This window comes from Streptomyces sp. NPDC045026 (assembly GCF_056432625.1).
Map to the genome: position 1 here is coordinate 82,081 of NZ_JBWKIS010000014.1, position 25,362 is coordinate 107,442.

The 25,362-nt window shown below is 68.9% G+C and carries 34 protein-coding genes and 3 pseudogenes; 7 read left to right on the forward strand and 30 right to left on the reverse strand.

Annotated features, from left to right (window positions below; genetic code table 11):
* Positions 1 to 13 precede the first annotated feature (13 nt).
* Positions 14 to 949 carry a non-homologous end joining protein Ku gene (gene ku / locus AC07EJ_RS27195; RefSeq protein ID WP_478885138.1) on the forward strand — a complete coding sequence of 312 codons (936 nt, stop codon included), beginning with the start codon at positions 14 to 16 and terminating at the stop codon, positions 947 to 949.
* On the opposite strand, the gene AC07EJ_RS27200 is transcribed toward ku, so the two are convergent.
* The 29 genes and pseudogenes from AC07EJ_RS27200 to AC07EJ_RS27340 all read right to left on the reverse strand — a co-directional run bounded on the left by AC07EJ_RS27200 (position 946) and on the right by AC07EJ_RS27340 (position 19,777).
* The gene (locus AC07EJ_RS27200; RefSeq protein ID WP_478885139.1) at positions 946 to 1,290 is read right to left on the reverse strand and encodes a DUF6233 domain-containing protein; all 345 of its coding nucleotides are present in this window, start codon (positions 1,288 to 1,290) and stop codon (positions 946 to 948) included. The two genes, ku and AC07EJ_RS27200, sit on opposite strands and share 4 nt — an antisense overlap.
* A 103-nt stretch (positions 1,291 to 1,393) precedes the next feature.
* Positions 1,394 to 1,981: a class I SAM-dependent methyltransferase gene (locus AC07EJ_RS27205; RefSeq protein WP_478885140.1), complete on the reverse strand. Its 588-nt coding sequence runs from the start codon at positions 1,979 to 1,981 to the stop codon at positions 1,394 to 1,396.
* A complete protein-coding gene (locus tag AC07EJ_RS27210; protein ID WP_478885141.1) occupies positions 1,978 to 2,193 on the reverse strand; it encodes a hypothetical protein in 216 nt (71 codons plus the stop codon). The genes AC07EJ_RS27205 and AC07EJ_RS27210 overlap by 4 nt, the downstream gene beginning before the upstream one ends.
* Before the next feature lie 110 nt (positions 2,194 to 2,303).
* The gene (locus tag AC07EJ_RS27215) at positions 2,304 to 2,816 is read right to left on the reverse strand and encodes a hypothetical protein (RefSeq protein WP_478885142.1); all 513 of its coding nucleotides are present in this window, start codon (positions 2,814 to 2,816) and stop codon (positions 2,304 to 2,306) included.
* A 107-nt stretch (positions 2,817 to 2,923) separates the two neighbouring features.
* Positions 2,924 to 3,295, reverse strand: a complete 372-nt coding sequence (locus AC07EJ_RS27220; RefSeq protein ID WP_478885143.1) for a LuxR C-terminal-related transcriptional regulator — start codon at positions 3,293 to 3,295, stop codon at positions 2,924 to 2,926.
* Positions 3,292 to 3,651 carry a response regulator transcription factor gene (locus tag AC07EJ_RS27225; RefSeq protein ID WP_478885144.1) on the reverse strand — a complete coding sequence of 120 codons (360 nt, stop codon included), beginning with the start codon at positions 3,649 to 3,651 and terminating at the stop codon, positions 3,292 to 3,294. Before AC07EJ_RS27225 ends, AC07EJ_RS27220 begins: the two co-directional genes overlap by 4 nt.
* Complete coding sequence (locus tag AC07EJ_RS27230; protein WP_478885145.1) at positions 3,648 to 4,025, reverse strand: hypothetical protein; 378 nt, start codon at positions 4,023 to 4,025, stop codon at positions 3,648 to 3,650. Before AC07EJ_RS27230 ends, AC07EJ_RS27225 begins: the two co-directional genes overlap by 4 nt.
* 3 nt (positions 4,026 to 4,028) lie before the next feature.
* Positions 4,029 to 4,649: a hypothetical protein gene (locus AC07EJ_RS27235; RefSeq protein WP_478885146.1), complete on the reverse strand. Its 621-nt coding sequence runs from the start codon at positions 4,647 to 4,649 to the stop codon at positions 4,029 to 4,031.
* Positions 4,646 to 5,077, reverse strand: a complete 432-nt coding sequence (locus AC07EJ_RS27240; RefSeq protein ID WP_478885147.1) for a hypothetical protein — start codon at positions 5,075 to 5,077, stop codon at positions 4,646 to 4,648. The genes AC07EJ_RS27235 and AC07EJ_RS27240 overlap by 4 nt, the downstream gene beginning before the upstream one ends.
* 81 nt (positions 5,078 to 5,158) lie before the next feature.
* Entirely contained in the window at positions 5,159 to 5,410 is a 252-nt protein-coding gene (locus AC07EJ_RS27245; protein ID WP_478885148.1) for a hypothetical protein, read from the reverse strand.
* Between the two features lie 200 nt (positions 5,411 to 5,610).
* A complete protein-coding gene (locus AC07EJ_RS27250; protein ID WP_478885149.1) occupies positions 5,611 to 5,751 on the reverse strand; it encodes a hypothetical protein in 141 nt (46 codons plus the stop codon).
* Positions 5,752 to 5,887: 136 nt separating this feature from the next.
* A pseudogene (gene ssb, locus AC07EJ_RS27255) lies at positions 5,888 to 6,362 on the reverse strand (single-stranded DNA-binding protein).
* A complete protein-coding gene (locus AC07EJ_RS27260; protein ID WP_478885150.1) occupies positions 6,362 to 7,060 on the reverse strand; it encodes an HNH endonuclease in 699 nt (232 codons plus the stop codon). Before AC07EJ_RS27260 ends, ssb begins: the two are co-directional and overlap by 1 nt.
* Complete coding sequence (locus AC07EJ_RS27265; protein ID WP_478885151.1) at positions 7,057 to 7,986, reverse strand: hypothetical protein; 930 nt, start codon at positions 7,984 to 7,986, stop codon at positions 7,057 to 7,059. Before AC07EJ_RS27265 ends, AC07EJ_RS27260 begins: the two co-directional genes overlap by 4 nt.
* 204 nt (positions 7,987 to 8,190) lie before the next feature.
* Complete coding sequence (locus tag AC07EJ_RS27270) at positions 8,191 to 8,463, reverse strand: hypothetical protein (protein ID WP_478885152.1); 273 nt, start codon at positions 8,461 to 8,463, stop codon at positions 8,191 to 8,193.
* Positions 8,464 to 8,491: 28 nt separating this feature from the next.
* Positions 8,492 to 8,710, reverse strand: a complete 219-nt coding sequence (locus AC07EJ_RS27275) for a hypothetical protein (protein WP_478885153.1) — start codon at positions 8,708 to 8,710, stop codon at positions 8,492 to 8,494.
* A gap of 61 nt (positions 8,711 to 8,771) precedes the next feature.
* Positions 8,772 to 9,131, reverse strand: coding sequence for a hypothetical protein (locus tag AC07EJ_RS27280; protein ID WP_478885154.1), 360 nt, complete (start codon positions 9,129 to 9,131; stop codon positions 8,772 to 8,774).
* A 154-nt stretch (positions 9,132 to 9,285) separates the two neighbouring features.
* Positions 9,286 to 9,477, reverse strand: coding sequence for a hypothetical protein (locus tag AC07EJ_RS27285; RefSeq protein WP_478885155.1), 192 nt, complete (start codon positions 9,475 to 9,477; stop codon positions 9,286 to 9,288).
* A gap of 582 nt (positions 9,478 to 10,059) precedes the next feature.
* On the reverse strand, positions 10,060 to 11,217 hold the full coding sequence (locus AC07EJ_RS27290) for a ParB/RepB/Spo0J family partition protein (protein ID WP_478885156.1): 1,158 nt from the start codon (positions 11,215 to 11,217) through the stop codon (positions 10,060 to 10,062).
* Positions 11,214 to 12,449, reverse strand: coding sequence for a ParA family protein (locus AC07EJ_RS27295; RefSeq protein ID WP_478885157.1), 1,236 nt, complete (start codon positions 12,447 to 12,449; stop codon positions 11,214 to 11,216). Before AC07EJ_RS27295 ends, AC07EJ_RS27290 begins: the two co-directional genes overlap by 4 nt.
* Positions 12,450 to 12,615: 166 nt before the next feature.
* The gene (locus AC07EJ_RS27300; RefSeq protein WP_478885158.1) at positions 12,616 to 12,783 is read right to left on the reverse strand and encodes a hypothetical protein; all 168 of its coding nucleotides are present in this window, start codon (positions 12,781 to 12,783) and stop codon (positions 12,616 to 12,618) included.
* Positions 12,784 to 12,796: 13 nt separating this feature from the next.
* Positions 12,797 to 12,940 carry a hypothetical protein gene (locus AC07EJ_RS27305; RefSeq protein ID WP_478885159.1) on the reverse strand — a complete coding sequence of 48 codons (144 nt, stop codon included), beginning with the start codon at positions 12,938 to 12,940 and terminating at the stop codon, positions 12,797 to 12,799.
* A gap of 112 nt (positions 12,941 to 13,052) precedes the next feature.
* Positions 13,053 to 13,829, reverse strand: a complete 777-nt coding sequence (locus AC07EJ_RS27310) for a DciA family protein (protein WP_478885160.1) — start codon at positions 13,827 to 13,829, stop codon at positions 13,053 to 13,055.
* Between the two features lie 16 nt (positions 13,830 to 13,845).
* Positions 13,846 to 15,147, reverse strand: coding sequence for a helix-turn-helix domain-containing protein (locus AC07EJ_RS27315; protein ID WP_478885161.1), 1,302 nt, complete (start codon positions 15,145 to 15,147; stop codon positions 13,846 to 13,848).
* 422 nt (positions 15,148 to 15,569) lie between these two features.
* Positions 15,570 to 15,929: a hypothetical protein gene (locus tag AC07EJ_RS27320; RefSeq protein WP_478885162.1), complete on the reverse strand. Its 360-nt coding sequence runs from the start codon at positions 15,927 to 15,929 to the stop codon at positions 15,570 to 15,572.
* A gap of 354 nt (positions 15,930 to 16,283) precedes the next feature.
* A complete protein-coding gene (locus AC07EJ_RS27325; RefSeq protein WP_478885163.1) occupies positions 16,284 to 16,709 on the reverse strand; it encodes a hypothetical protein in 426 nt (141 codons plus the stop codon).
* A gap of 600 nt (positions 16,710 to 17,309) precedes the next feature.
* Positions 17,310 to 18,323: a hypothetical protein gene (locus tag AC07EJ_RS27330; protein ID WP_478885164.1), complete on the reverse strand. Its 1,014-nt coding sequence runs from the start codon at positions 18,321 to 18,323 to the stop codon at positions 17,310 to 17,312.
* Entirely contained in the window at positions 18,323 to 19,204 is an 882-nt protein-coding gene (locus tag AC07EJ_RS27335; RefSeq protein ID WP_478885165.1) for an AAA family ATPase, read from the reverse strand. Before AC07EJ_RS27335 ends, AC07EJ_RS27330 begins: the two co-directional genes overlap by 1 nt.
* 69 nt (positions 19,205 to 19,273) lie before the next feature.
* Positions 19,274 to 19,777 carry a hypothetical protein gene (locus tag AC07EJ_RS27340; RefSeq protein ID WP_478885166.1) on the reverse strand — a complete coding sequence of 168 codons (504 nt, stop codon included), beginning with the start codon at positions 19,775 to 19,777 and terminating at the stop codon, positions 19,274 to 19,276.
* Between the two features lie 214 nt (positions 19,778 to 19,991).
* On the opposite strand from AC07EJ_RS27340, the pseudogene AC07EJ_RS27345 reads away from it, so the two are divergent.
* The 4 genes and pseudogenes from AC07EJ_RS27345 to AC07EJ_RS27360 all read left to right on the forward strand — a co-directional run.
* A pseudogene (locus tag AC07EJ_RS27345) lies at positions 19,992 to 20,141 on the forward strand (nucleotide-binding protein); the annotation flags it as partial.
* 583 nt (positions 20,142 to 20,724) lie between these two features.
* Complete coding sequence (locus tag AC07EJ_RS27350) at positions 20,725 to 20,898, forward strand: hypothetical protein (protein WP_478885167.1); 174 nt, start codon at positions 20,725 to 20,727, stop codon at positions 20,896 to 20,898.
* Between the two features lie 176 nt (positions 20,899 to 21,074).
* Positions 21,075 to 22,244: a helix-turn-helix domain-containing protein gene (locus AC07EJ_RS27355; protein WP_478885168.1), complete on the forward strand. Its 1,170-nt coding sequence runs from the start codon at positions 21,075 to 21,077 to the stop codon at positions 22,242 to 22,244.
* An 89-nt stretch (positions 22,245 to 22,333) separates the two neighbouring features.
* Complete coding sequence (locus AC07EJ_RS27360) at positions 22,334 to 22,714, forward strand: hypothetical protein (protein WP_478885169.1); 381 nt, start codon at positions 22,334 to 22,336, stop codon at positions 22,712 to 22,714.
* A gap of 515 nt (positions 22,715 to 23,229) precedes the next feature.
* On the opposite strand, the gene AC07EJ_RS27365 is transcribed toward AC07EJ_RS27360, so the two are convergent.
* The gene (locus AC07EJ_RS27365; protein ID WP_478885170.1) at positions 23,230 to 23,913 is read right to left on the reverse strand and encodes an HNH endonuclease family protein; all 684 of its coding nucleotides are present in this window, start codon (positions 23,911 to 23,913) and stop codon (positions 23,230 to 23,232) included.
* 135 nt (positions 23,914 to 24,048) lie between these two features.
* Here AC07EJ_RS27365 and AC07EJ_RS27370 point away from each other — a divergent pair, with 135 nt between their 5' ends.
* On the forward strand, positions 24,049 to 24,318 hold the full coding sequence (locus tag AC07EJ_RS27370) for a hypothetical protein (protein ID WP_478885171.1): 270 nt from the start codon (positions 24,049 to 24,051) through the stop codon (positions 24,316 to 24,318).
* Between the two features lie 736 nt (positions 24,319 to 25,054).
* Positions 25,055 to 25,192 (forward strand): annotated as a pseudogene (locus AC07EJ_RS27375) (integrase core domain-containing protein); the annotation flags it as partial.
* Positions 25,193 to 25,362: the final 170 nt, after the last annotated feature.

Sequence of the window (25,362 nt, forward strand, 5' to 3'; positions counted from 1 at the left end):
CTGGAGGCCACCAATGCCCCACGCCATTTGGTCCGGCGCGATCAGCTTTGGCCTGGTCACGATCCCTATCCGCGTAACTGCGGCGACCGAGGACCACAGCATCCGATTCCACCAGTACCACCTGGAAGATCAGGGGCGGATCCGCACCCGTAAGTTCTGCGAAATTGAAGAGCGCGAGGTCTCTGCGGACGAGATCGGGAAGGGCTACGAAGTCTCCAAGGACACGTTGATCGCGATCACCGATGAGGACCTGGCCGGCCTGCCGCTCCCCACGGCGAAAGCGATCGAGATCGAGGCCTTCGTCCCCTACGAGTCCATCGACCCCATCCGCATCGGGCAGGGGTACTTCCTCGAACCGGACGGCCAGGTCGCGAACAAGCCGTACACGCTGCTCCGGCAGGCCCTCGAGCGGAACAGCAAGGCGGCGGTCGCGAAGTTCGCGTGGCACGGACGGGAGCGGCTCGGTCTGCTCCGCATCAAAGACAACGCGATCATCCTGCACGCGATGCGCTGGCCCGACGAGATCCGCTCCCCGGAGAGCCTGGTCCCCGCCCCGGTCGAACTCACCGAGGACGAGATTGCCAAGGCCTTGGCGCTCATGGACGCGCTGGCCACCGACGACATCCCCGAAGACGTCGCCGTCGACCGGTACACGGAGGCGATCTCCGACCTGATCACCGCAAAGGAGAAGGGCAAGGAGCCGCCACACGCCGCAGAGAGTGAGGCGCCGGGCGGGGCGGTCGTCGACCTGATGGCCGCACTCCAGGAGTCCGTGCAGAAGGCGAAGGCCTCCCGCGGCGAGAGCGGCGAGCACGCGACCGTGCACGAGCTACCGAAGAAGAAGGCCGCGGCCAAGAAGCCTGCCGCGAAGAAGACAGCCTCCAAGAAGACCGTGGCGAAGAAGACAGCCAAGAAGGCGCCGGCGAAGAAGACGCGGCGCAGCGCCTAGGACGGCAGCCCGAGGCCGGGCATCGGATTGCAGATGGCGCAGGGCTCGATGGGCGTGCCTTCGTCCTGGAGGGCGATGACCGCGTCGTCGCGGGTGATGAAGCCCATCTGGTTCTTGTAGAGGTTGCAGCCGCCGCGGTGGAGTTTCGCGTCGCGGCCTGCCCGCTTCGGCTCGATCTTGAAACTGAGTTCGGCGTGGGCCCGCTCCCGGCGCCGCCGTTCCTCCTCGATCGCCTGCTCCGTCTCGCGGATCTTCCGCCGGGTATCGCTCAGCTGCCACTCCAGCCACTCCTCGAGAGCGGTGAGCTTGGCGAGACGTTCAGACAACGAAAGATCGGACATACGTTCGAGTCTAGCGGTGTGGCCTGCGAAAACAAGAAAGCGGCCCGCCGCTCCCTGGTGGGAAGCGACGGGCCGCATACCGTCCGAGGACGTCCTGATCTGGTCATGGGCGCAGCACGAAGCACCGCACCCCACCCGGCGCCAGGTCGAACCAGACCCCGCTCCCCCACCCCACCAACAGGCCGGCCACCTCCTCACCGGTGATGCCGATATGCCGCCGCGCCGACAGGCGGTCCGCGAGCGACGTCGTCACCACCCACACCCCGCCCGGCCGCAGCAGACGCCGCACCCGCTCCGCGACCGCCGCTTTGTCCGTGAAGAACGCGAACACCAACCGCATCGTCACCACGTCGAACCCGCCCTCCGGCAGCACGATCACGGCTTCCTCGTCGGCGAAGTCGACCTGCCGCACGGCGAGCCCTGCCACCAGGTCCTGGTAGCGGTCGCGGACCGCGGCCACCGAGGAGGCGGCCCAGTCCACGGCCGTCACGTCGAAGCCAAGCTCGGCCAGGCGCGCGGCGTACCCGCCGAGCCCGCACCCCACATCGAGCAGTGCCCCGCCCGCGGCCGGCAGGTGCCCCGCCAGAAGCCGCATCTCCCGCTCGTCGGCCGCCAGGAAACCCGCCCCAGCGGCGAACAATTCCTCCCACTGGTCGCGGGGCACTGTCGTCGTGTCGGTCACGATGGTCATCGCCGTCCCGGGTTCTGGTAGGCGGGAAGCGCCCGCGCCACGCGTTCGGCCAATACGCCTGCCGCATGCGGATCCTGTCCGGATCCTGCGGCGCGCAGCGTGGACATCATCCAGTCCGGATCCAGCACGTACACCGGCTGCGGCGTGCCGGGAAGCGTCACGTCCAGGTGCCCGCCGACTACCCGGGACCCGTGCACCACGAGGAGCGGCACCACGCTCCCGCCGGGCACGCCGACCGCGGCCGCGACCCTGCGCGCATACCCTGAGTGAGTGTTTGAGATCCCTGGTCGTGGGGCGTCTGCGTTCGTACATGTGGGCCCCTTCAGGCGTGGGTTCGTGCGGGCTGGCTGGTCAGGTGCCAGGCCCGGTCGTCGTCCGGGCACCGGTAGACGCGGCACTCGGCACGCCGCTCCTGGTGATGCACGGCCCGCCGTATCCGCGTATCCAGCAGGGCGTCCTTGGCGCGGGCCTCCGTGGCGTGCCGGATCTTCTTGCAGCCGCACTTCGACTGGACCCATCGGCCCGACCGCACCGTGCGGGTACGGGCGAACTCGCCGAACGGGACACGGTTCACGGACAGCCAGCCCCTCGGGGACACCCCGGGCGGTTTCAGGACGTACAGGTGAGCCTTCCCAGAGCGGGAACGGCCCACAGCGCCAGCGGTCACCATGGCGACCGCTCCGGACGGATGGAACGCCTCGAGACGGGCGCGGGCCACGGTGGCGGATATCTGGACCTGCCAGCCGTGCTCACGCAGGAGCGGCGCCCATTCATCGACGCGCTCGCGGGGCGTGAGGTCGACGTCGGGCTGCATGCTGGTCGTGATTTCGGGCATGAGGGCTCCACAGAACGGGATGTGACGGTGGGTTAAGGGATACGGGGCTGCACCCGCGGCTTGCGGGTCTCAGCCCCGAGGGCGGGAAGACATCCGGGCAACAGTCATCACGCTGCGTTGCTACTCATGGCCTTCCGAGCGGCCCGACGATCCGCGCGATAGGCGAGCTCGCCCTCCCAGCACGCCTCACACGGCTCTTCACCGCGGTACTTGTGCGCAGCGAACCCGGCATGGTCACCGTGTCGACGGGTCGGGTCGAGGACCCTCAGCTGAACAGCGATGAACACGGCCTGCGTGTTCGTCTTCGCGCCCAGCTTCTTCCTCAGCCGTTCCCCGATGGAGCGTGCACCGCTTTGCTCGTAGTGCCAGGCCCGGGCGATGTCCTGGATGCTCTCCCCGCGGGCAAGGCGTTCCAGGTACTCGACTTCTCGTTGCGTCAGGGACGGGCCGGGACCGCCGCTCGAGGGCACCGTGCTCATGCAATCCCCCCAGATGGCGTGGAGACGACGTACGGGACGTCGCTCGGTATACGGATGTCGGCGGGGGTGATCAGGCCCAGGCGCTGGGCAACCGCGACAGCCTGCGTCCGGTCGGACGCCTTCAACTTCCGCAGGACCCGGCGAAGGTGCGTCTTCACCGTCTCCTCGCCGATCCCCAGCGCCTGGCCGATGGCGCTGTTCGTGTTGCCGTTCGCGGCGAGGACCAGGACCTGCCGCTCCCGATGCGTGATGTAGGTCCGCCGGGCAGCGCCGTAGGGAAGGCTGCGGAGCGTGTCCAGGGAGGGGCTGGGCCCGCCACCGTGCGGCGACGGGCCCACCTGCACCGGGGCGGTCATACGGTGCTCCCCTGGGAGGTCAGGTACGCCGTGCGCTTCTGCGCCACCTGCTCGCCGAGCCCACCGCGACGGCACAGGAACCGGCCGCCCGCGTACTCGATCGCGTCGATGGCCTTCCAGATCACGGCCTCGTCCTGGAGGGCGGCAGGGCTACCCGTCCAGTCCGTCAGGCCTTGGAGGGCGGTGGCCGCGTCCTGCGCCTCCCGGAAGTCGTCGAACTCGCCCAGTGCGTTCGTTGACTGGTGGTGGGTGAGCCGCCAGTCGTCGCCGAAGATGCCCTGGTCGTGAACGATCAGGCCGGGCGTGGCGGTGGGGTGCGCGGTGACGGTCATGCTGGCGCCAGCGCCGAGGTCGATGGTGATGGAGTCGGTCACGGGTCAGCTCTCCTTGATGTCGGGGAAGAGGGCCTGCGCACGGCCGTGCGGGCAGGGCTTGTTGGAGCAGAACCAGAAGTGCTCGTGGCAGTCCCCGTCGCTGTTGATCCGGCACGGGTCCTTGTGGGCCAGGTCGCGCACGAGCTGCCGCAGTTCAGCGAGCTCGGCAGGGTTCGCCGGGTTGTCAGGGCACGGGAACGGGACCGTGTACGCGTACGTGTCGCCCTCGCGCAGAGAGCAGCCCCCACAGATCTGCGTGCCGTCCTGCAGCGTCACCGGCTCATGCTTCGCGTCACGCGCCGCGTACTCGGCGTCGATCCACGCCTGCGCCGGGAAGCCCAGCTGTTCGGCGTGCCCGTACGGATCCGTCATATCCGGGAACTCACCCTCCTCCGCAAGCTCCGCAGCGAACGCCTGCACCCCGTCGGGGTCGACGACGGCGAGACGCTCCAGGAGCCGGTGCGCGGCCCACGCCGCTCCGGTCCCTGCCGCATAGGCCCACATGCGGGCAGGTGTCGGGGCGCGCCCGATGCGCATGCCCAGGCGGATGTGCGCGTTCAGTGTGAACTCGTGCAGGTCGCGGACGTGGTCCTCGGACGGCGTGGTGCTGCCGGTGTCGGTCATGCGGTGGTCTCCTTCGGGGTCTTGTTGCGGCGGCCGAACGGGAGCCGGCCGGACGGGCGGGAAAGAACACGACGCGGCACCGAGGGACGCGCAGGACTGGCAATGGCCACGGCCTCGGGGTGCCACAGCTCGATCCACACGCCGTACTTGCGCCACACGCAGGTGGTACGGGCCGGGATGCTGTAGTCGAACGCGGGCCGCTGGTCGCCGGGCTGACCAAGGATCAGCAGGTTCTGGGCGGCGAACATCCGCAGCGCGGCCGCGGCGTCAGCCCCGACGACTTTCACGCTCAGGCGCGGCGCAGCGTCCGCGGGGCCGACTCGCCAGGAGGGCACGATCGCCTTGAAGCGGTGGTCGTTGGTGAACGCGTACCAGGCGCGTTGCGCGTACTCCTTGGCGTGGATGAGGTCGGAAGCGGTCTCGGTCATGGGGTGAGGGCGCCTTTCAGGCGTGGGCGTGGTCGGCGTCGCCGCCGGTGAACAGGTCGTGCAGGGCGTCGAGGGCGGCCATCAGGTAGTGCCAGGCCGACGGATCGCGTGGGCGGTCTCCTCGACGGCGTCTTCGGCGTCCATGCGGAACACGGCGACGCCGGTGGCGAGGACCGTGGCGGTGAAGACGGCGAGGCCGAGGCCGGCCTGCCACAACAGGCCCAGCCCGACCGAGCCGAGGACCTGCGCGAGGGAGTAGGCGGCGACCACGCCGAGGACGGCGAGAACAGTTCCGCGGATCGCGTGCCATACGTGCCGGGCGTACTTGGCCATAGCCGGGGCCTCCGGAAGTTGGGAAGGGGTAGGGCCGCGCCCCGAGGGGGCGGGGCGCGGCCCGGGGCCTCCCTGGGGGCGTGGGAGGCGGTCGGTGGCCTACTGGCCGTAGTGGTCGGACGGATCGTCCGAAGGGCCTTGCAGGCTGAGGCAGTTGGGTTCGTGGTCGATGTCGCCGGGCTGTGCGCTGCAGTCGCAGTTCACGCGGCGGCCAGGGCGCGCTCAAGGCGGGCGATGGCGTCCAGCGCGGCTGTCGGGAGGGGCTCCGTGCCCGCCTCCTGGTCGTCGAGGTCCTCGTGTTCGGGCTGGCGGGTGACGGTGAGTTCGGAGATGACAGACACCGGGTCCCCCTGGGGATTGGGTGGTTGGGATGCCTCCACTCTAAGCCATAACTCATGGCGCCGCAATGCCTTACGCGGAAACGAGTGAGGGGTCTGACCCGAAAGCCAGACCCCTCAACTCGCCATCGCGACAAGGTCAGAAAGGAGCGTCGTCACCCGCACCCCACGAGCCAGCCGCCTGCCCCGCCTGCCCCGCCTGCTGCGCAGCCGACGTCCAAGGATCCCCCGACCCCGCCGCCTGCTGCTGCGCCTGCCCGTACCCCTGCTGACCGCCGCCCTTGCTGGCCTTCGTCACCTTCGCCGTCGCGGACTTGAGGATTACCGCGACTTCTTCGGCATCGGGCTCATACACGGTCCGCTTGACGCCCTCACGGTCCTCGTGCGACCGCTGCTTCAGCCGGCCCTGCACCATCACCCGCATCCCCTCCTGAAGGGTCTCGGCACAGTGCTCTGCCTGCTGACGCCACACCGAGCAGGTGAGGAACAAGGACTCGCCGTCTTCCCAAGCGTCCTTCTGCTTGTTGAACGACCGCGGCGTCGACGCTCGTCCAACGCAGCTCAGGGTCCTCAACGACGTTGCAGATCAGGTTGATCACGGTCTCTCCAGCGATCAGGCTGCACTCCTGTTCCGTTCGACGGCCCGAGCCCTACGGCGCGAACCAGGTATGTGTATGGGTCCGCCGACGTGCTTCCACGCTCGGCCAATGAGAGCGGCGTAGACGCTCCCCTCTGAAACCCCGAACTCGGCGGCGAGCGCCGCACGCTTCTCACCAGCAGCGAAGCGCTCTCGAATGTTGAGGACTGCCGCCTCGGCGAGGAGCGCCATGCTGTGCCGGCTGCCACGATGGGCACGGTCGCGCTGCCACATGTCATCCACGTTCTGCTGGCGTGTCCCGTAGTAGACGTGGTTGGGATTGCAGCACGGCGGGTTGTCGCATCGATGACACCCCTCTTTGCCGGGCGGACATAGCTCCCCAGTAGCCAGTTCCACAGCGAACGTGTGCGCCCGGACCCTTCCGCGCTCAGGCGAGATGTGGAACTCGCCGTACCCCTTGGGATCCTTCGGAGGCTTCCATGGCCAGCACGCGGTGGGTCCTCCTGAGCGGTCCACCTTGAACCAGAACCGCTCTTCAACGGTGAGCCGGCTTAACCCAGGGGCCACGCCTCTCTGGTCGCGCGGGGTCGCTCGATACCAAGCGATGTAGTGCTTGCGGCACATCCCCCGCGCGACGAAGGGAGCGGCACAATCGGGGAGGTCACAGGTGTCGTTAGGCCTGCGGCTTTGCTTCTTTGGGGTCGGCAGGCTCATGCTGCCGCTCCCATCTCGTTCTTCGTCAGTTCCTTATTGCGCAGGGCCCAGCGACGCCGCCACGGCGCGGGCCGGCCCTCGGTCTTGCAGGCCCGGACGTGCCGGAACCAGGCCTGTTCGGCTGCGGCTTCGGTCGTCTCGAGTCGCTCCGCGATCTGAGCAGGGGACAGTTCCGACCACTCGAAGAGGTGCACGAGGGCCTTCTTGCGGTCCGTGGCCCCGAGGACGACGGCCTCGCCCAGTAGCCACCGGTCCACCAAGTTCTCGCCCTCCGACGCCACCGGCTGCGGTGCGTCAATGCGCGGGACCGCCTGCGGGTCGTCGATCGTGTCGTCGTCCCATGCCAGTGCAGAGCGAAGGCCAGCCCGCTGAGCGTCCGCCTGTACCCGGGACACCGCGTGCAGGGATATGCCGTGCTCCAGCGGGTCCTCGTTCCACCAAGCGTCGTACATCTCGGCGACCTTGCGGGCCAGCCGCGCGGTGACCCGCTCGCGGCCTGCCGCCTTACGGAAGTGCTCTTCCCTGCAGCCAACCCGCTCGGCCATCACGCGCCGCGGCCAGCCACGCACGGCCAGCGCCTCGACGCGCCGGCGTGTGCCAGTGGCGTCGATCCGTGCCGCGTCGGGGAAGTCGTTGAGGGATGGCCAGTAGGACAGCACCAGTTCTGCGGTCTCCCGGCGGACTTGGCGCCCAGGGCCATAGTCGCCACGCCCCCACATGAGGTGCTGAAGGGAGGAGTTCTGGGCGAGGCCCAGACGTTCGCTGATCGCCATGAACGGCATGCCTGCGGCGTTGATCTGGCGCAGGTGCTCGCGCACGGGCTCGGCGTCGACAAACGGCTCCCACTGGCCGTAGCTGATGAGCCTGCGGCGGCGGACCTGCCACCGGGCGCTGGCCGCGCGCTGGGCTTCGGTCTTGGTACTCATGCCGAGGCCTCCTCGCCGACAGCAGCGAGCGCGTCCCGCTCGAACTGCATCTTGCGGATCGCCCGCGAGGTGGTCATGAGTTGGCTCCGGGAAGGTGTACCGGCGGATGATCGCGCCGGGCTCTGCGAGGGCTCCGGTATTGGTAGATGAGGAGGAGGGCGCTGCTGGTGAGGCGGAGGGCGCCTCTGATGGCCGCCTGCCCGGTCACCGCTCCCCCACCGCCTGGGCCTGGTCGGTGTGGGCGAGTTCGGTTTCGGCGGCGGTGACGGCGGCCTGCTCCATGCGGATCTCGAGGACGCGGTCGGCGTAGCCGAAGGCGAAGGCGAGGTGGCCGTGTTCGGCGTGGAGGGAGGCGCGGACGGCGAGCTCGTCGACGGTGAGGGTGTGGGAGTCGTCGTAGGCGTCGGCGCGGCCGTTGGCGTAGTGGGGGTCGTGGGCGAAGCTGCCGCCGATGGGGGCGAGGTTCTGGATGCTCATGGCGTGGGTCCGTTCTGGTCTGTGGGGGTCAGGCGAGGGCGTTGACGAGCTCGTGGGGGATGTGCTCGTCGCCCAGAGCGGAGGCGTGGACGGTCGTGGTAGTGCCGTCGCCGCGGGGCTCGGTGCTGGTGCGCAAGGTCCAGTGGGCGGCGTCGCCGCGGGTGGTGAGGCGGCCGGCGGGGAGTCCGCGGAGGCCTGCGGTGGCGGCGGCGAGCTCGGCGTCGGCGCGGCTGAGGGTTGCGGTCATGGCGGGCTCCCCTGCTGGCGGGTCTGTGAGGTGCGAGGCGGGACACCCGGGAGCGGCGGCGTCACGGTCCGGCCGCTCCCGGGGAGCTGGGGGTTAGTCGAGGTCCGCGGCGGGTGCCGGTCAGCGCACAGGGGGCACTGGCGGATCGGCAGGTTGAACCCCTGGGACTGTTCGATGGTTCGGGCGTCGGGTCGGCGTTGTCGAAGACTGCCCGGCAGACGCAGGTGCAGGTGCAGTGGAGGACTTCGCCGCCGTAGGCGATGTCGAGGCTGGCGACACCGAGCATGAGGGCGTTGTATTCGCCGGAGTCGTTGGTGTTGCCGGCTAGTTCGACGACGCGGTCGAGGCGGGTCTGCTGGGCCGGGGTGAGGTCGCGGTACTCGACGCTGGGGCGGTTTTGGGTGCGCGTCATCACGGCCACGGCTGGCTCCCGTTCACAACTGGGGTTCTCCCCGGGGCCTTTGGGGCCTTCTCCGGGGTTGATGGGTCAACCGTAACTCATAACTCATTGCGGCACAATGGGTTGCATGAGGATGTGCGGGCATGGAAAAACCCCCGCCCTGGCGGACGGGGGTTCATCTGGCGCGCCGCCAGTCTCCGAACACGCGACGGGCGTGGAGCTCGAGAATCTCGCTGTCTGAATACTCCACGTACTGGCCCCGCCTGACCTCCTGAATGCCCGCCTCCTTGACCCACCGGCGCAGGGTGGACTCGGGGACCGGGTAGTCCGTCTCGGCGAAGAGGGCCGCGGCCTCCTTCAAGGTCACGGGGTCTTCCGCGACGCGAGGGGTCGGGCTCGGGTGAAGCGCGGCTATGGCCATGATGCGGCCTCCCATGATCGACGGCTTGCAGTTCGCAGCTGCTGCAGCCAGTCGGTAGTGCCGTCCCAGTTTTCACAACGAATCGTTGGCCAAAGGTGTCAGGTTCCGGCCGGGCCTGATAGCGACGACCGCGCTCACGGGGGTGTGACATGCAAAACGCCCCTGCCGTAGCGGGGCGTGGGCCGGGCGGGCATGTCCGTCTGATGACGGGGTTGTAGGCCGCAACCCCGCCACGCGGGAAGGCTGTTGCCCGACCTGCAGCGGCGCGGGAGGACGCGGGGGCTGCGAATCCCGCCCGGGGGTCACGGCGCCCCGCCGCCACAAACCCCGCGTGGTGGGGCATGCGGCACCCCAACAGTCGGGACCAGGTACCTGTAAGCGGAACCCGGCAGTCACGTATTCACTCGTAGGAGTGACGAAGAAATCCCTGCATGACGCCTGTTTTCGACCGACCGTGACCGGAAACGAAACAAGGGCCCCGCTCCCCCACCGTGAGGCGGGAAGGCGGGGCCAGTGCAGCAGTGGGGCTCAGTCCGTCGGTCGCGTCCGCTGCTTCGTCGCGACAAGGATGTCGACCATCTTGAAGAACTCCTCGTCCGTTTCCATCTTCCGGATCAGGAGGTTCGCGCTCAGGGCTCCGTTGTCGTAGGGGAAGTCGTTGCCCTCAACTGCCGAGATCTCAGCATCCAGGTTCGGCTCCTTGTGCGTCCGGGGTTCAGGGACGTCGTGAGGCGTCTTCGCAGGGGACGACGTCGGCGCTGGCGGCCTGGCGATGTCCGTGCTGGGCGCAGGGCGCTCACCGTTGTTCTTTACCGCGGTAAAGACGGGCTGCGGCTGAGACTGCCCGGTCAGGGCAGTCGACCCCGTCTCCGGATTCTTTACCGCGGTAAAGACGGGAGTGAGTGGTGCCTCCTGACGAGGCCCATCGTGAGGAACCTCAGCGGGCCCGAGCTTCGTCTGATCCTCATCGGCACGGGCACGCAGCCGCGCTTCCCAGGCACTGGCCTGTTCATCCACTGGCAGCTTGGCCAGTCGCCGGGTCTCGCGTACGGGTAGTACGCCCGCGCTGACGAGCTCCTGCAGCTCGGGAGCGAGCTTGAGCAGGTACAGCTGCTGGGTGACCCAGCCTGCCGATTTGCTGTAGTGCTCGGCGACCTTGGCTTTGCCTCCGAGCTGGTCGACCATCGTCTGGATGCCGATGGCCTGCTCGACTGGGTCGAGGTCCTCGCGGTCGTTGTTCTCCGACAGGACCGCGTCTAGGAACGTGGCCCTGGTTTCCGCGATGGTGTCGTCGACGATGACCTCGAGGGTCTCCATGCCTGCGGCCTGTGAGCCGCGGTAGCGGCGCTCCCCGTTGGCGATGACGTACCGGTGGGTGCCGACGGCGTCGGCCTCGCCCTCCCACAGCTTCAGGTAGGCCTCGCGGGTCACAGCGACGGCCGGCTGGAGCTGCTTCGTCTTCAGCTTGAGGCCGAAGTCCTTCAAGTCGTCGTCCGTACCGAAGTTGCGGCGTGGGTTGAACCGGGTCGGCACGAGCTGCTCGAGGGGAAGGGTGCGCAGCCGGCTGTCGACCGCGCCGGTCGTGGGGACACCGGTGGCGTCAGCCATGGCCTGGCGGCGGGCGCTGACGCCTGTCGTGCTGCTGCCACCGAAACGGCCCGCGCCCAGCTGATCCCTCTTGCTCACGAGATCTCCCGGGCCAGGGCCCGCATGCCCACGGCGTTCGGACTGGTGGGGGCATACGACAGCAGCGGCCGCTTCGTGCGGACGGCCTCGCGCTGCTCCTTGCGGTCGCTGATGATGGCAACGACCCGCGGATCCTTTATCTCCATCCAGCCTTCGAGCGACGAGGTCGCGATGTAGCCGCGGCGCGCGTCGTACAGGTTCACGACGAGGCCGAGGTAGTCCATGACCAGGCCAAGGTCGTTGCGCAGGTCCTCGATCTGGTTGGTGAGCAGGTCGTAGGCGTCGGCCGAACTGTCCTCAGCCTGGACGACGACGAGGACCCCGGACTGCCCGGGGACTTCCCCGTCGCGTCGGCGGCCGTAGTAGGCCGCGGCGTCCATGCTCAGTCCAAGGCTCGGGGGGCAGTCCACGACGACGACGTCGTAGTCGGCCTCCAGTGGTGCGAGCGCCCGCTCGAGGGCGGCCTCCCGGGCCCGGACCGAGGACAGGCGCACGTCGAGCAGGAACGCGTCGTTGCAGGCGGGCAGGAGGTGCAGGCGCCCGCCGAAGTTGTCGTCGTCGACGGACACGATGAGGTCCCGCAGGTCACCCTTGGGGGAGCCGCCCATGTGGTTGGTGAGGCTGTCGCCGTCCATCGGCAGTTTCTCGGCACCGAGCTGGGTGGTGAGGTGGCACTGGGGGTCGAAGTCGACTAGCAGGACCCTCAGTCCGAGGCCCGGGAGGTTCTCCACATCGAGCGGGTCGCCCTCACCGTCGCTGCCAGCGGAGAGCTGCTTGGCGATCTGGACCGGGCGGAGCGTGTTGGGGTCTTCGGCCAAGGCCTCACCAAGTCCGGCGGTGGCGGCCGTCTTGCCGACCCCGCCCTTCTGGTTGCAGACGATCAGACGGCGGGTGATGGCGGGCCGCTCGATGTCCGGGGTGGGGTGGGTGTCGAGCCACAACTGGACGGCCTGCGCGAGGCCTTGAGTGAGGGACACACTGCGGGTCTTGGTGACCGTCTTGAACGTGTCCCACTGGCCGTCGGGGAGGAAAGTGGAGAACGAGTCGGCGCCGGCGGTGTCAACCGTGTCCGGGCTGGCAGCCAACGCGTTCCAGGCGCTGATGCCTTCCTCGACTGCGATCTGGATGTCGACGCCTCGCTGGGCGGTGCGGACTTTGAGGTTCTGCCGGAGCCAGCCCGGCAGCTTTGAGACGACCTTTTCCCGGTCGCCGGAGGTGGCTGGAGAACTCATGCGTGACACCTTACTAACGTCGTAGATCAAGTCACGTCCCGACACGTTAGTTTTCCGGCGCCTCATTCTTTACCGCGGTAAAGCCCTGGCCGGACGAAGTAACTGATACCTCCTCAAACCTGCCGCACAGTGCAGAGCTGAGGCCGAACCGCACCCGGCATCCGAGTCAGCGGGAGGCCGGGTTCTTTACCGCGGTAAAGAACTCCTCATCCTCGTCCTCGCTGGCGTACGGGCCGTCGGCGTAGACAGGCTCTTGGAACAGGCCCTGGTGCGGAACGCGTTCGCGGGCGGGCCGTGCGATCGTCGTGGGCTGCTGGCGGGGGACAGGCGGCATCTGGGGCTCTCTTTCAGGCGGCGGTTATGTACGGGCGGAGGGCGCGGATGTTGGCGTCCAGCCACGCCCGCTCGAGGTCTTCCTGGGCGCGGTGCCAGGCCTCGCGCTCCTTCGGGGTGAGGGTGCGTGGGTCGTCGGCGGATGCTGGCTCGGCCACGGCGGCTCCGATCTGTTGGTGCGGTGATCGACATTCACGGTGCTACAGATCTGCAGGAGTGTTGCCCGTGCTCAAGCGGGCTCGGTTTTACGGCCGTAAAACTCCCGGGCCGTCAGGCGACGTCGAAGGCGCGGCGGGCGGGAGTGTCCCCGCCGGCATGCTTGCGGGCGATGGCGGCGCGGCGGATGGCTTCGCCGCGGTCGGGGGACTTGGCGGTGAGGTTCTCGAGCTCGGTGAAGGCGTCCGCGGGCTCCCGGTTCGCCGGGTTCTTCAAAACGGCGTTTTGACGCTCGAGGGCTTCCCGGAGCAGCGGGACGGTGGGGGTGTGCTCGGGCCGGTGGGCGAGGGCGAGCTCGAGGTTGTGCCGGTAGCCGGGGGATGCGGTCTCCCGGGTACGTACCGGTGCCTCCGGCCGCGGAGTCTCCTGCGGGGCGGCCATCGTGCTGGTGGTCGGCGCTCCGACGGGCAGGACACGGATGCTGCGGATGACGTCGCGGCCCATCTTGTCGTTGATCTGCTTGGCGAGCTGTCCGCCGAGGAGGCGGAGTTGCGCGGCGTAGGCCTGGGTGGCGGGGCGCAGGTCCAGGCGGCCGCGGTCGGCGTCGTAGGCGATGGGCTGCACGGCCATGGCGTACTGCGGGCACAGGTCCGTCCACCTGTCGATGACGCTCCCTCCGTCGATGCCCGTCTTCCAGGAGGCGTCGGTCCCCAGCTGCTTGATGACGGCACCCAGGCCGACGGGGTCACGTCCGTCGCCGGGGCGCAGTCGGCGGCGTGTGAGGCTGCGGTCGGTTCGGGCGCCGCGGGCGGGGCTGGACGCGGTGGCTTTGTAGTTGGCGAGGGCCTGGCGGGCGAGGTCGACGCCGGAGGCCTGAGGCGTGCTGGTCATGTTCGGCTCCTTGCGCTCAGAAGGCGGCGGCGAGGGTGCGGCGGGCAGCGATGGACTTGAGGGCGAGGGCCTGGTCGACGAGCCGGCTGGTGTACAGGCGCCGGGCGTCCCGCTCACCGAGCAGCTCGATCGCGGAGAAGATCAGGTCCGGGTCGGCCATGGCGTCGGCGCGCATAGCGTTGATCTCGTCGGGGGTGAGGTCAACGAGGGCCAGCGGGCTCTCCCCCACCGGCGTGGTGTAGGCGGCCAGGCGGTCCTGGATGGCGGCGAACGCCTCGTCCATGGCACGCCGGGCGGCGAGGCTCTTGGGTCCTTCGCCCAGGTCGCTGAACTCGGCGTCGGCGTGCCGGGCCTGCTCCTGGACGCGGGAGTCCTGCCAGGCCTGTACGGCGGTCTGGCGGCGCTCCGAGGTGGTGAACAGCAGATGCAGGCTTCCGAGACGGTCAGCGAGGAGCCCGGACGGACGGCGCACCATGGCGGCGACGATGGGGCGCTCCTGCTCGGCGATGGCCTGCACCTCGAGGGCCGTCCAACTGGCATCAGCACAGTCGCGAACGATCCACGCGATCCGCGGCACGGACGCGCCCCTCAGCCACGGCACCAGCTGGATTAGTTCCCTCGCGAGCTGGTAGCGGCGGCCGATCTTGTTCAGCTTCTTCGGCCCGCGGTTGGACTTCTTCTGGGTGGGGGACTTCGCTTCCCCGCTTGCGAGCTTGCTCTCAGGGGGGGAGTAAGTGTTAGCCGCAGAAGAAGACGCTGAGGTACCACCCTGCATTGGGGTGCAATGGGACTTGGAGCTGGAAGCCCGCTTGGGGGAGCGGCGGCGGACCTTCCGGGCGGCCTTCTTCGCCAGCTTCCCGAGCGTGCTCCGGTGCTCCTCGGCAGCGCCGACCGGGACACGCTTGTAGGTGGCGTCGTCCTCGTTGCGGAGCTTGGTGCGGATGCCGAGTGTCTCGTCGAACTCGACCGGGATGACCCGCTCGAACACCGAGGCCTGGTTCGGCTGGCCCGACAGGCGGGTGCCCTTGACGCGGTACACGAGCAGTCCGGCCTCCCTCAGCATGCCCAGGTGGTACTGGACGGTGCGCTCCGACAGCTTCAACTTCCGCATCAGGTACTCGATCCCGGGACGGCACACGGACAGCTTGGAGATCTCCTGGGCGATGAGCAGCGTGGTGGGACCCCACTTGGGGCCGTGCTGCCGCGCCGGCCAGTACAGCCCGGACCCGGCGACCCAGTGGACGGCCTGCATCCACGAGTGCGCACAGGTGGCGATGCGCCCGGCCGTGGAGGACAGCCACTGGTGTACTGCGTCCACGCAGAGCCGTTCTCCACGACCGGAGCGACGATCGTACCCGTACGTGCGTTCGATTTTGGGGGTTGGGGTGTGCGCGTCGTGAGTGGGTTCGGTGCCCTCAACATCACCCGAGCGAGGGGATATAAGGCGCGAATCGCTCGTACGGGGGCGTGGAAGCTGACAAGGGGATGCAGCGTGCTGCACTATGTACCTGCCTTCGAAAGTGGGCCGGACAGCACAAAGCCCGGCTTGGTGGTGAAGGGGTTCGTGGAGAACCTGTAGTTCGCTCGAATCGACCGGGTGCCAACCGGAAGAGACGGGCCTTAGCTCGGTCGCCAAACCGAGCCGTAGGAAGTGGCCGCGCACGGTGCGCCAACACCAGCGGCCAGCGGTGGAGGAAGTGCCCCCGCCAAGGGGCCCAGGACCTCCCGCTCAGGAAGTCGCTACGTCATCTGATCTCCCTCAATGGGTGAGGTCTGTCCCGGTGCGGTGCGCACGACCAGGAACGTGGTCGTCTCTGCGACAACGCGCATCGGAGTCTCAGGGAAACGGGCCTTCAACTGGCCCATCCTCAGCTCGGCTTCGGCGACGGTGGCCTTGGCGCTCGACATGCTCACCCACTCGCCGAACTGCTCCCAGCCCTCGACTCGGTAGGCCTGCCGAGTCCGGTGCTTCATCCAGCCGGGGCACGTCGACGGGTCGGCCGCGAAGGCGGCTGGGTCGCAGTGCTCGCAGGAGTCGCCGGGCGCGTGCAGGGTCGGGTCGACGGCAGGGGCCGAGTTCTGCTCGGCCGGCCCGCTCATCGCGCGGTGATGGTCGTGGTGACAGGGCCCACGTGCGTCGCCGGTGTGATGTTCACGGCCGACTGCTGGGTCCCACTGTCTGATCGCCCGGGTGTCCGGGTACGCTTCGCCATAGAGCTGGCACCTTCATTCGTTCGCAACGGGTGGTGTCGGCGGGCCCCGCGTCCTGATGCGGCAAACATCAGGACTCCCACTGAGAGTGGAAGCGGGGCCTTTTGACGTGTCTGGGGTGCCCCATCCGGCCCACCCGCAAAGGGTGAATCGTGTGGCGCATAGCGCAGCCTACCGGGAAGCCCCGCCGATCCGCTTCGAGCTTCCCCAACGTGTCGTGTGGCGCTCTTGACTGACCGCATGTCAGTGAACCCGCCCGTCGGAATCTCCGTCAGCCGGGTGCTCCTGTACTGCGATTGACAGGGCGCGCTGCACCTGCCCCGCCATCGCCGCGAACCCGGCCTCCGCGAGCTGGCGTTGCAGCCGAGCCAGCGTGTCCCGGTGGAAGCGCGGCGCTCCCGCCATCTGGCCGGCCCGGTAGTGCACGGCCGCGGACCGGTCCCAGATTTCCTGCACCACTGCCGGGTCCACGCCGGGGAACAGGTCCCGCGCCAGCTTTCGCGGCGTACCGACCGTGTCGAGTTGCGCGGCCACGATGAGGCCCCGCAGATGCTCGGCGGTGTTCGTGGCGCGACCGCCGAGGACCATGTCCGTCTGGGCCGTCTTGAACGCCGCAGCGTCCGCGTCCAAGTCCGTCGTGGCGGTGTTGGGGGAGTGGCGGGTGGTCACGCGGCAGCCTCCAGGTGCGAAATGGGTTCGAGGGAAACGATGTTGTCGGGGGAGGGGATCGTCGGATCCCACAGGGACAGCTGCACGGGCCGGAGGCGGCCCACTGTCGTGGAGCTGTCCCTCGAGGCGGCCCGGCGGCGCCGCTTCACTGTCGTGGCCGGCGTGGGAGATGCCGCGGGCCGGCCCGGGGGCGGGATCGCCGGAACGTCCTTGCCTTCCTCCACCAGCTCATCCCGTCCAGCAGGCCCCGGTCGGCGGCCGTCGCCAGCAGATCTCCGCGCGAAGCATTCCGGGGCAGGCCCAACAGGCGCACCAGGTGCGAGCGCTGCCAGTTCGCCGTCTGTACATCCATGCCCGCCGCCGCGCGACCTCGATCGGGTCACTGTGCGCCGCGAGCGCCTTGAGCACGGCCTGCTTCTGTGCGACAGCAGTTGATCCCGGCATACAAACCCGATGCGCACAGCAGCAGCAGCAGCGCGGCGAGCGGCAAGAGGATGTTCACGGCGGACCTCGATTCAGGCAAGGGCGTAGCCCTGTACGGCGGGTGAGGTGGGGTGAAGCGGGTCCGGTGGGGCGGACAGCAGATGGCCCCGCCGGGTGTCATGCGGCGTTTGTGCTGCCCATGAGGCGGTAGCGGCGATCCTGCCGGTTGTTGGCCGCCTTGCACGCGGCACACGGCTCCTCGCCGTCCGCGCGGTGCCGCTTGTACGCGGCGCGGGTCCCGCACGGCTTCAGCCTGCGTCCGGGCTCCGTGCGGCGGATGGCAGCAGGGGTCTCGCCGCGCAGCTCCGCGACGATGTTGCGCACGCTCGACTCGCTCAGCTTCAGGCGGCGAGCCATATCGGACTCCGGCACGTTGAACTGGATGAGGTGGGCGATCTCCTCGCGGCGCACGGCCGCCAACTCGTCTCTGCTCAGCCGGGTCTGTCCTTCTGGGGCGGCCCACGGTGTGGCAGCGGGATCGTCGATGGTGTCGTCGTCCCACGCCCCGACCGGCGCCCACTCAGCCCGCGACGCGTGGTTGAGGGCCCGGCTGTACGCCTGGTTGTCGACGCCATGGGTGCGCGGGTCCTGCTTCCACCGCTCGTCGTACAGGGCCTGCACCGCGAGCGCCCGCCGCGCCAGCACATGCGGACGGGCCAGCATGGCGCCGAAGTTGGCCGCCGTCATGCCTAAAGCCACGGCCAGGTGATGCTGCGGCCAGCCGCGCGCAACCAGCGCCTGGATCCGGCGCCGTGTACCGATCGGGTTCACGAGCGTGTTCGACGCCAGGTTCTCCAGCACCGGCTCGATCTCCAGCACGGCGGCGGCGAGCGCGGGGCGCACCTTCTCCTGAGGGCCTGTTCCACGCTCGGGGCGGCCGACGAGCAGGGCCTGGAGCCGCTTGCGGTCCACCCCCGAAGCGGAGGCGATGGCCCGCAGGCCCATGCCGCAGGACTGCAGCGTGCGCACGTGGACGCGGACCGGCTCGGCGTCGACCCAGGGCCGCCACGTCCCCGCGATGATGGCCTTGGCGCGGTTCTCGTCGTACCCACTACGCGCGAACCCGCAGACGTAGCAGCGGCAGCCGTCCAGCCGGTACCGCGCGTACCCGTGCCCCCGCTCCCCGGACATCAGGCGGCGCTCCCTTCGGTGTTGGCGGCCGCGCGGCGGATTTCCTTGCCGCGCTCCTGGATGTACGGGCCGAGGGTGGTCGCGGCGCCGTTCGAGTCGAGCAGCGGTGCGCCTTCCAGCCGGCGGGCCCGGACCCTCGCCATGAGCGCGCCCAGGTCTTCGAACGAGGCGTCCGTACGCAGGGCCTCGCTGATGAGGTCCTCGACCGGTTCGACGGCCGTGCCGTCCTGCAGCCAGTCCTTGATCTGCTGCCCGAACTCGATACCGGGGAGCCGCACGACGGCGCCGGTCAGCGGGCGCGCTCGGGACTTCGTCACCACGAGGGTGTTCTCCCAGTCCATCGAGCCGACGATGTCGAACTCGTACTCCAGACCCTCACGCTGCTCCGGCTTCATGCCGACCTTCTTCGGGACCTGCTTGCCCCGGTCGTTGGTCTCCAGCACGTAGTCCGTCTTCGCGCGCATCGTGACGATGACGTGCCCCGGATAGGCGACCAGCACGTCGACCATCCGGCACTCCATGGGGCGGGCCTCCTTCCACCCGCCGAAGGAGTTCCCGCCGAAGCCCTTCTTCGCCGCGTGGTCGACCTGCTCGAGCATGCCCCCCGACAGATCGTCGGGCGAGTAGTAGGCCAACTCCAGGACGTCGAACGCGAACTCGTTGGCGTACTTGCGGGCCGAGCCCCGCTCAGTGTCGATGACCGCGATCCGTGAAACGAGCGCAGTGGCGATGGTCAGGGCGGTGAATGTCTTGCCCGACCCGGACGGGCCGTCCAGCGCCACGCGGGCCCTGGACTGCTCCTTGGTGGCGGGTGCGAACTGGAAACGGGTGTGCGAGGTCGGGCCGCCCGCTTTCGCGGCAGCCTGGATGCCCTGGGGCATGGGTTTCTCCTATGGGGTTTTCGCGGTGCGGGGCGGCCCACTGATCCGGGGCCGGCATCCCGCCCCGGATCAGTCGTTCAACTCGTTCTCAAGACCGAACTCCTGGACCAGCCAGGCCAGCGCGATCGACGGTGCGGTCACCTTGTAGCCCAGGCCCTCCACGAGGTCCGGGAGTCTGTCCCGCAGTTCCTGCAGCAGCGCGGCGTCGACCGGAACGTTGAGGTTGACCTTGCGGATGTTGGAGCCGCGGCGGGCCTTCGGGATGTGCGGCGGGTTCCACTTGCCGTCCAGGACCCTGCGTACTCCGTCGGCCAGGACCTCGCTCAGGTCGGAACCGGTCCGCTCGGCTTCGCTTTGGATACGGGCTCGCAGCGGCTCCGCCACGGAGATCGCGAGGTTCTGCTCGTCGCCGCTGCGGGCGCGGTCGACGACGAGCATCCGGTAGCCGTGGGGGGCGAGCAGCTGGTCGAGGGTGTCGGCGATCTGCGGGTCACCGCCGGCGCGGAGCTTCGACGCAGCCAACTCAAGGTGGGCGCGGGTGCGTTCGACGTCTCGCTTGGTGGTGCGGGCCACGTGGGGTCCTCTCGGCGGGGAGCGCCGCTCGGACCGGGGACGGTTCGGCGGGCGTGTAGGGGGGTTGACCACGCCAGTGTCCTCCATATCTCGATTCCACGCCATGGTCTATGGCTGTGGTCCAACACCAGAACCGTAACCCATTTCGTCTTACGCTGCAATGACTTATGATTTAACCTGGAGCCACACCAAACAACCCGCGGGGGCAGCCGCACGTCGCCTGATTGTCTGCAACCAGAAGGGCGGGGTCGGCAAGACCGCCGCCGCTGCCGGACTCGGCGAGGAACTGGCCGAAGATCCCAACGCGCTCCGCCCGGTTCAGATCGCCAAACAGCTCGCCGTCGCTAGCGATACTGAGGGCGAGGTGAGGCCAATGCGCCCCGGTGGTTCCCGGCCACGGCGTACGCCATCGCGGCCTCGAGGTGCTGCTGGTCGGGGTCGCGCTCACTCAGCGTGCCACCGATCGTGCCCGTCCGTGGCAGTGAGCATGTGGAGGCGGCGGGGCTGGGGTTCGGTGTCTCGTATGCAGGTGTGCGCGGGGTGGTGCGGTCGGGCGCCGGTGCGTGCGGGGAGTGCGGCGGCGAGCTGATGCGCCCGTGTCGCCCGCGGCGTGCCGCATATATGCGCCCGGGTGCGACGGGAACCTGATCGATACCGTTCAACACCTGATCAGATTAGCGAAAGCGAACGAGTAGGAACCGCAACTGTCCCATTAACGGACTGTAGTGATGGTGTCTCGGATGCGTGAACGGTACGTTCGGCGCGAGCACGAGCAGCCCCGGCCCGGACGCCACATCTGAACCAGGGCTGTCTCGCATCCGGTGGACCTACTGATCAAGGAGGGGCTTGTGCCTCCCGACCACACACTCAGCCAGTCACTTAGGGGTGCCTGGCTGAGGGGACCCGAAGCTAGCATCCCTCGCAGGGGCTGGGGTAAACCCCGCGAGATGCGTGACAAGGCTGTCAACATGCAGCTCGGGCCGTTCATTGCGGTGCCTTTCGTGGGCGTCGTCCTCATCTTCCGCCCCGAGGCCGGCGAACTGGCGCTGGCCTCGCTGCCGTTGCTGATCGCCGCCCTGCGCCACTCTTACGTGCGCTACCGGCGCCTTTCCGTCAACTGAGGCGCGGACGGGCAGTGGGCCGCCGCGACGCGCCGGCCCGCCGCCCGACCCCGCGCTTTACCTGCCGCCCGTCACCGATGGCCAGCAGGCGCGCGGACCGCTCCCTTCCGAGTTGCGGAACCCCCCAATTCCACCCCGGATTTCCGGTAGCACACCCCCGAAAGGGACTACGCCCCATGACCCCCACGGACCAGGTACTCGTTCCGTGCGCCAACCCGGCCTGCACCAACAAGGTCGCCCCGGCCGCCAAACGCGGCCGGCCACGGCAGTACTGCACCGACGCCTGCGGACGCGCCTACCGCAAGCGGCACCCCGACCATCCCGGGGCGGCCGACTACGACGCCTACGCCGCGCAGGTCGCCGACGACTGCGCCCAGCGCATCCACACCGTCGTCACCCTGCTGCAGACCGGCGAACCCCTGGGCGCGCTGCAGCAGATGGTCGACCTCGACCTCGACCTGCGCGACCTCACCGCGGCCGCCGTCCAGCAGGCCCGCGGGCGAAAGAAGAAGGCCGCCGACATTGCGCGCGCCCTGCACGTCAGCGCCGACAAGGTCAGCCGCGACTGGTCCGTGGAGGCCACCGCCCGCCGCCGCAGGCTGCGCCAGGAGCGCCTCCAGCCGCCCAATCCGCCCGCACCTCCCGGCCCCCGCGCCATCACCCACCAGCGGCCGCCCCGCCCCGCCTCACCCCCGGGCCCCGCCCAGGACACCACCAGCAGTACGGGCAGCCCGCCCACCGCCGAACCCGAGGAGAGCACCGACATCATCGCCACGGCCAACACCGCAACCAACACGGACACCGAGCACGGCGACCGCGCCGATGCGACCCTCGCCCGCGCCCTGTCCCAACTCCACCGCACCAGCGGCAAGACACTGCGCAGCCTCGGCAAGGAAGCAGGCGTGTCCGCCTCCTACATCTCCCGGGTCCTCGCCGGGCAGCGCCTACCCTCATGGAAGGTCACCCGGCTCATGGCTCTCGCCTGCGACGCCGACCCGGACGACCTGCGGCCCCTGTGGAACGCCGCGCGCGGCCTGCGCCCCGCCGAGCCCACCAGCCTCTCCGCGGCGCTGCGCGGCCTGCTCCTGGCTGACGCCAACCCCAGCTTCGGCCTCATCAGCGCGCGCACCGACAACGCCCTGACGGCCGACGAGATCCGCTCCGTCCTGGACGGCTCCCACATCCCCGACTGGTACAGCGTCGGCCGCCTCGTCAACGCCCTCCACGGCCAGCCCGAGACCATCCGCCCGCTGTGGAGGGCGGCCCGCCCCGCCGCCGGGGAGACCACGCCCGCCCCGGGCCGGGCCAACGGCATGTCACCGCTGCTCGCCGAGGCCTTCGGGTGACCACGGCAGCAGTGTTACGCACGATCCGGCCGGCTGCCCCACGGCCACCGTGCCGGAGCGCGGCCCAACCCGCGCTGGCGGAACCGCCGTTGCCGGTACGGGTCGCGCTGCCGCCCGCCTTCGAGGCCCTTTGCGCACTGCACCACGCCTGCTACCTCGGCTACGCCCGAGCACACCTCGACCCGGATACGGCGCAGCAGGCCGTCGCCTCCGCGCTCGGGCACCTCGTCACCAACTGGCCCTACGTCGTCAGCCGTCGCAGCCCGGCCTCCTACGCCTGGGGGCAGGTTGTGGCCTGCACCGGCAGCCGCACTCGCCCCCTCGCGCTGCACACCGACTCGGGCCCGCAGTACGACGCGGTCGTCCTGCACCACGCACTGGGCTACCCGCTCGCGACCGTCGCTGCCGCCACTGGCCACCACACCGCCAAGGTCGACTACCTCGTTCGCAGCTGGCTTCCGGTCCCGTGACCTCGGCTCGGATGCCGGTGTCTGTGATGATGCGGTGCCCCGTGGGAGTGTTGATGTCGTTGGACAACGCTGCTGCTGAAAGTCTGTGAGATCACCTTCCGCTACCTAACGGATGTCCCAGTGCCTCTCGAGATGCTGGGACATACCTGAGAGCTGGGAGCGGGACATGCCCTGAATGTCTGATACGCCTAGGACGTTGAGGCGTCGCTTCCCAGGTGACAGCGAATCTGTGAGGCGAGCTGGGACATGGGGACAGATCCGTGAACCGCACCCCGGCGTGATGCGAATAATGACGCCGCAGTCTTGTATGCCTTGAAGAACAGCAAAGTGCCCAAGATCTGGTCTCACTGATGCTGGTCTGCGGGGGGATCGAGGCCAGTGACCGGCCTGGATATGTCACGACCGACACCACCTCAATGACCATCACCGGGAACATCACGTCCCAGGGTCCTGTCACGACGATCCGAGCCCCTGTCTCACGGGTTGAGGCAGGGGCCTCTGGACTGTGGGAGGGGCTACCTGGCGAGTGTCACCTTCACTGGAGCGTTCGGGCATCGGGTCGCGTTCTCCGCGAGTGCCGCCGCCTCCGACGGGTCGATCGCCAACTGCCACCTCACCTTCACCACGACCCAGTCCCGCACGTACTCGCAGCGGTCACCCTCGGCCGGCGGCATCCACGTCGACGGGTCCTGGTCGGCCTTGCTTCGATTCGACTTCGCCGACACGGCAATCAGTGCCCGGTCGTCGCCCAAGTCGTTGGCGTACGCCTGGCGTTCGGCCGCGGTCCAATCCGAGGCGCCGGAGTCCCACGCCTCGGCGAGCGGAACTCGGTGGTCTACGTCGAGGCCGCTCGCACCGTCGATGTACTGGTCGTCGTACTCGGAGTACCAGCGCCCGCCGGTCAACTTGCACTTCGGGCCTTGTTCCGGAGTCATGAACGCCTCGGCCTTAAGTACCTCGGCCCTCGTGTTGCAGCCGTCTTTGTCCGCGTCGATCCAGTGCTTGAAACTGCTGCGCTGGTAGCCGGTGCGGTCTTCGTCCCTGACTGGGAGCGCCTTGAGGGCGTACTGGAGCGGGGTGGTGATGACGTCACCGGGGCTGCCGAACGGGCCGGGCGCGGCGGCCTGGGCGGTGGCGGTGGGGATCGCGAGCGTGGTGATGGCGGTAAGCACGGTGGCGGCGCGGGCGAAGGTTCGCACGGGACTCCTCGAAGATCGCGAACAGGTTGTGATCTTCGTAGCGAGCCTGGGGCGGGCGACGTGCCGTGCGCGGCATTCGTGTCACCCGTGCGAGCGGTAAGTCGGATCGTCACGGCAGGGTCCTAAGATCCGCTCGTGGCACACACCTTCGATGAACTGGTTGAGAGACAGCAGGCGGCGAATGCTGCGCACCGCGAGGTCCTGCGCCTACGTGACGAGTACGGCCCGCCAACCGCGGGGGGCTGGGCTGAAACACAGACGGCGACGTACGACACGGCATGGCGCGACTGGCGGGACCTGGCCCGGGACACGCAGGCCGCGGTCACGGAGTACGCGAAGGAGCAAGGCGTTCCTCGGCATGAAGCCGAGCAGGATGTGAAGACAAAGGCCCGGAGCGGCGCCTGAGTTGACGGCAGCTGCGCCGCGCTGTCAGGCCACGCCTTGAGTTCGATCCACGACTCGTCCGCAGCCTGCTCGGCCAGTGTGATCCGGGAGCCTGGAGTGCTGCCGTAGCTGCCGATCCGGGCCTCGCGGGCATGCTCGCTGCGGACATGGACGGAGAGGCCCGTCAGGTGTGTAGGTCAGGGTGATCCGCAGTTCATGACGTCACGAGCTCACGCATGCGACCGCGGTAAGTCCTCACCACAGCATCGCGCACACCCTCTGTAGGAACATCTGTCCTGCAATCTGTCAGCTGATCTGTTCCACTATCTGCCGGTACGGGTCTCGCCCATTCCAACGATTCCAGCAGGTCAGGGCCCCTCTTCTAGCCCGGTGCGGCCTCTGACAACCCCTCTCACGCACCCTCCGCACGCCAGAAGCCCAGGGAATGAAGGGGGAGGGCGGGGCGGGCGGACGGGTGCGGGGTCTACTGCGCCGGATCTAGTTGCGCGCCGTGCGGGGCCGTCGCGCCGCACGCCGCCGAAAGGGGCGGCGTGGTGAGTGGGGCGGCGACGTTGGAGCGGCATGCTCGAGCGGTGCGTCACTCCGAGCCTGACGCTGCGGCGGCCTGACGAGCTTAGGAGGCCGCTAGGCCCCGTCCGGCTCTCTCGCCGCCTTGATCGCCACGCCCGTCAACCTTCGTCGGCCAGGTCGAGGACTGAGCGGGCCCCGCCGGAACGCGCTCTCCGCGACCGGCACGAAACATAAGCGCACCAGGCCCTACACCCCGCGCACGAACGGGAAGGTCGAGCGCTACAACGGGACGCTCGCCCGCGAGTGGGCGTATGTCCGCGACTACATGTCCGAACATGAACGGGCCGCCGAGTGCGGCGTGTGGCCGGTCGTGGTTGTAGTAGTTCACGAATTCAGCGAGGGCGACGCGTCGCTGGGAGCGACTACAGACTCGTCTTCGATCAGCTGCCCGAACCGCCCGGCGATATCCCGCAGCAACTCTCGTTCCAGGACTTCGTGTAACCAACGTCCCAAGACAGCACACCTAGGGCACCT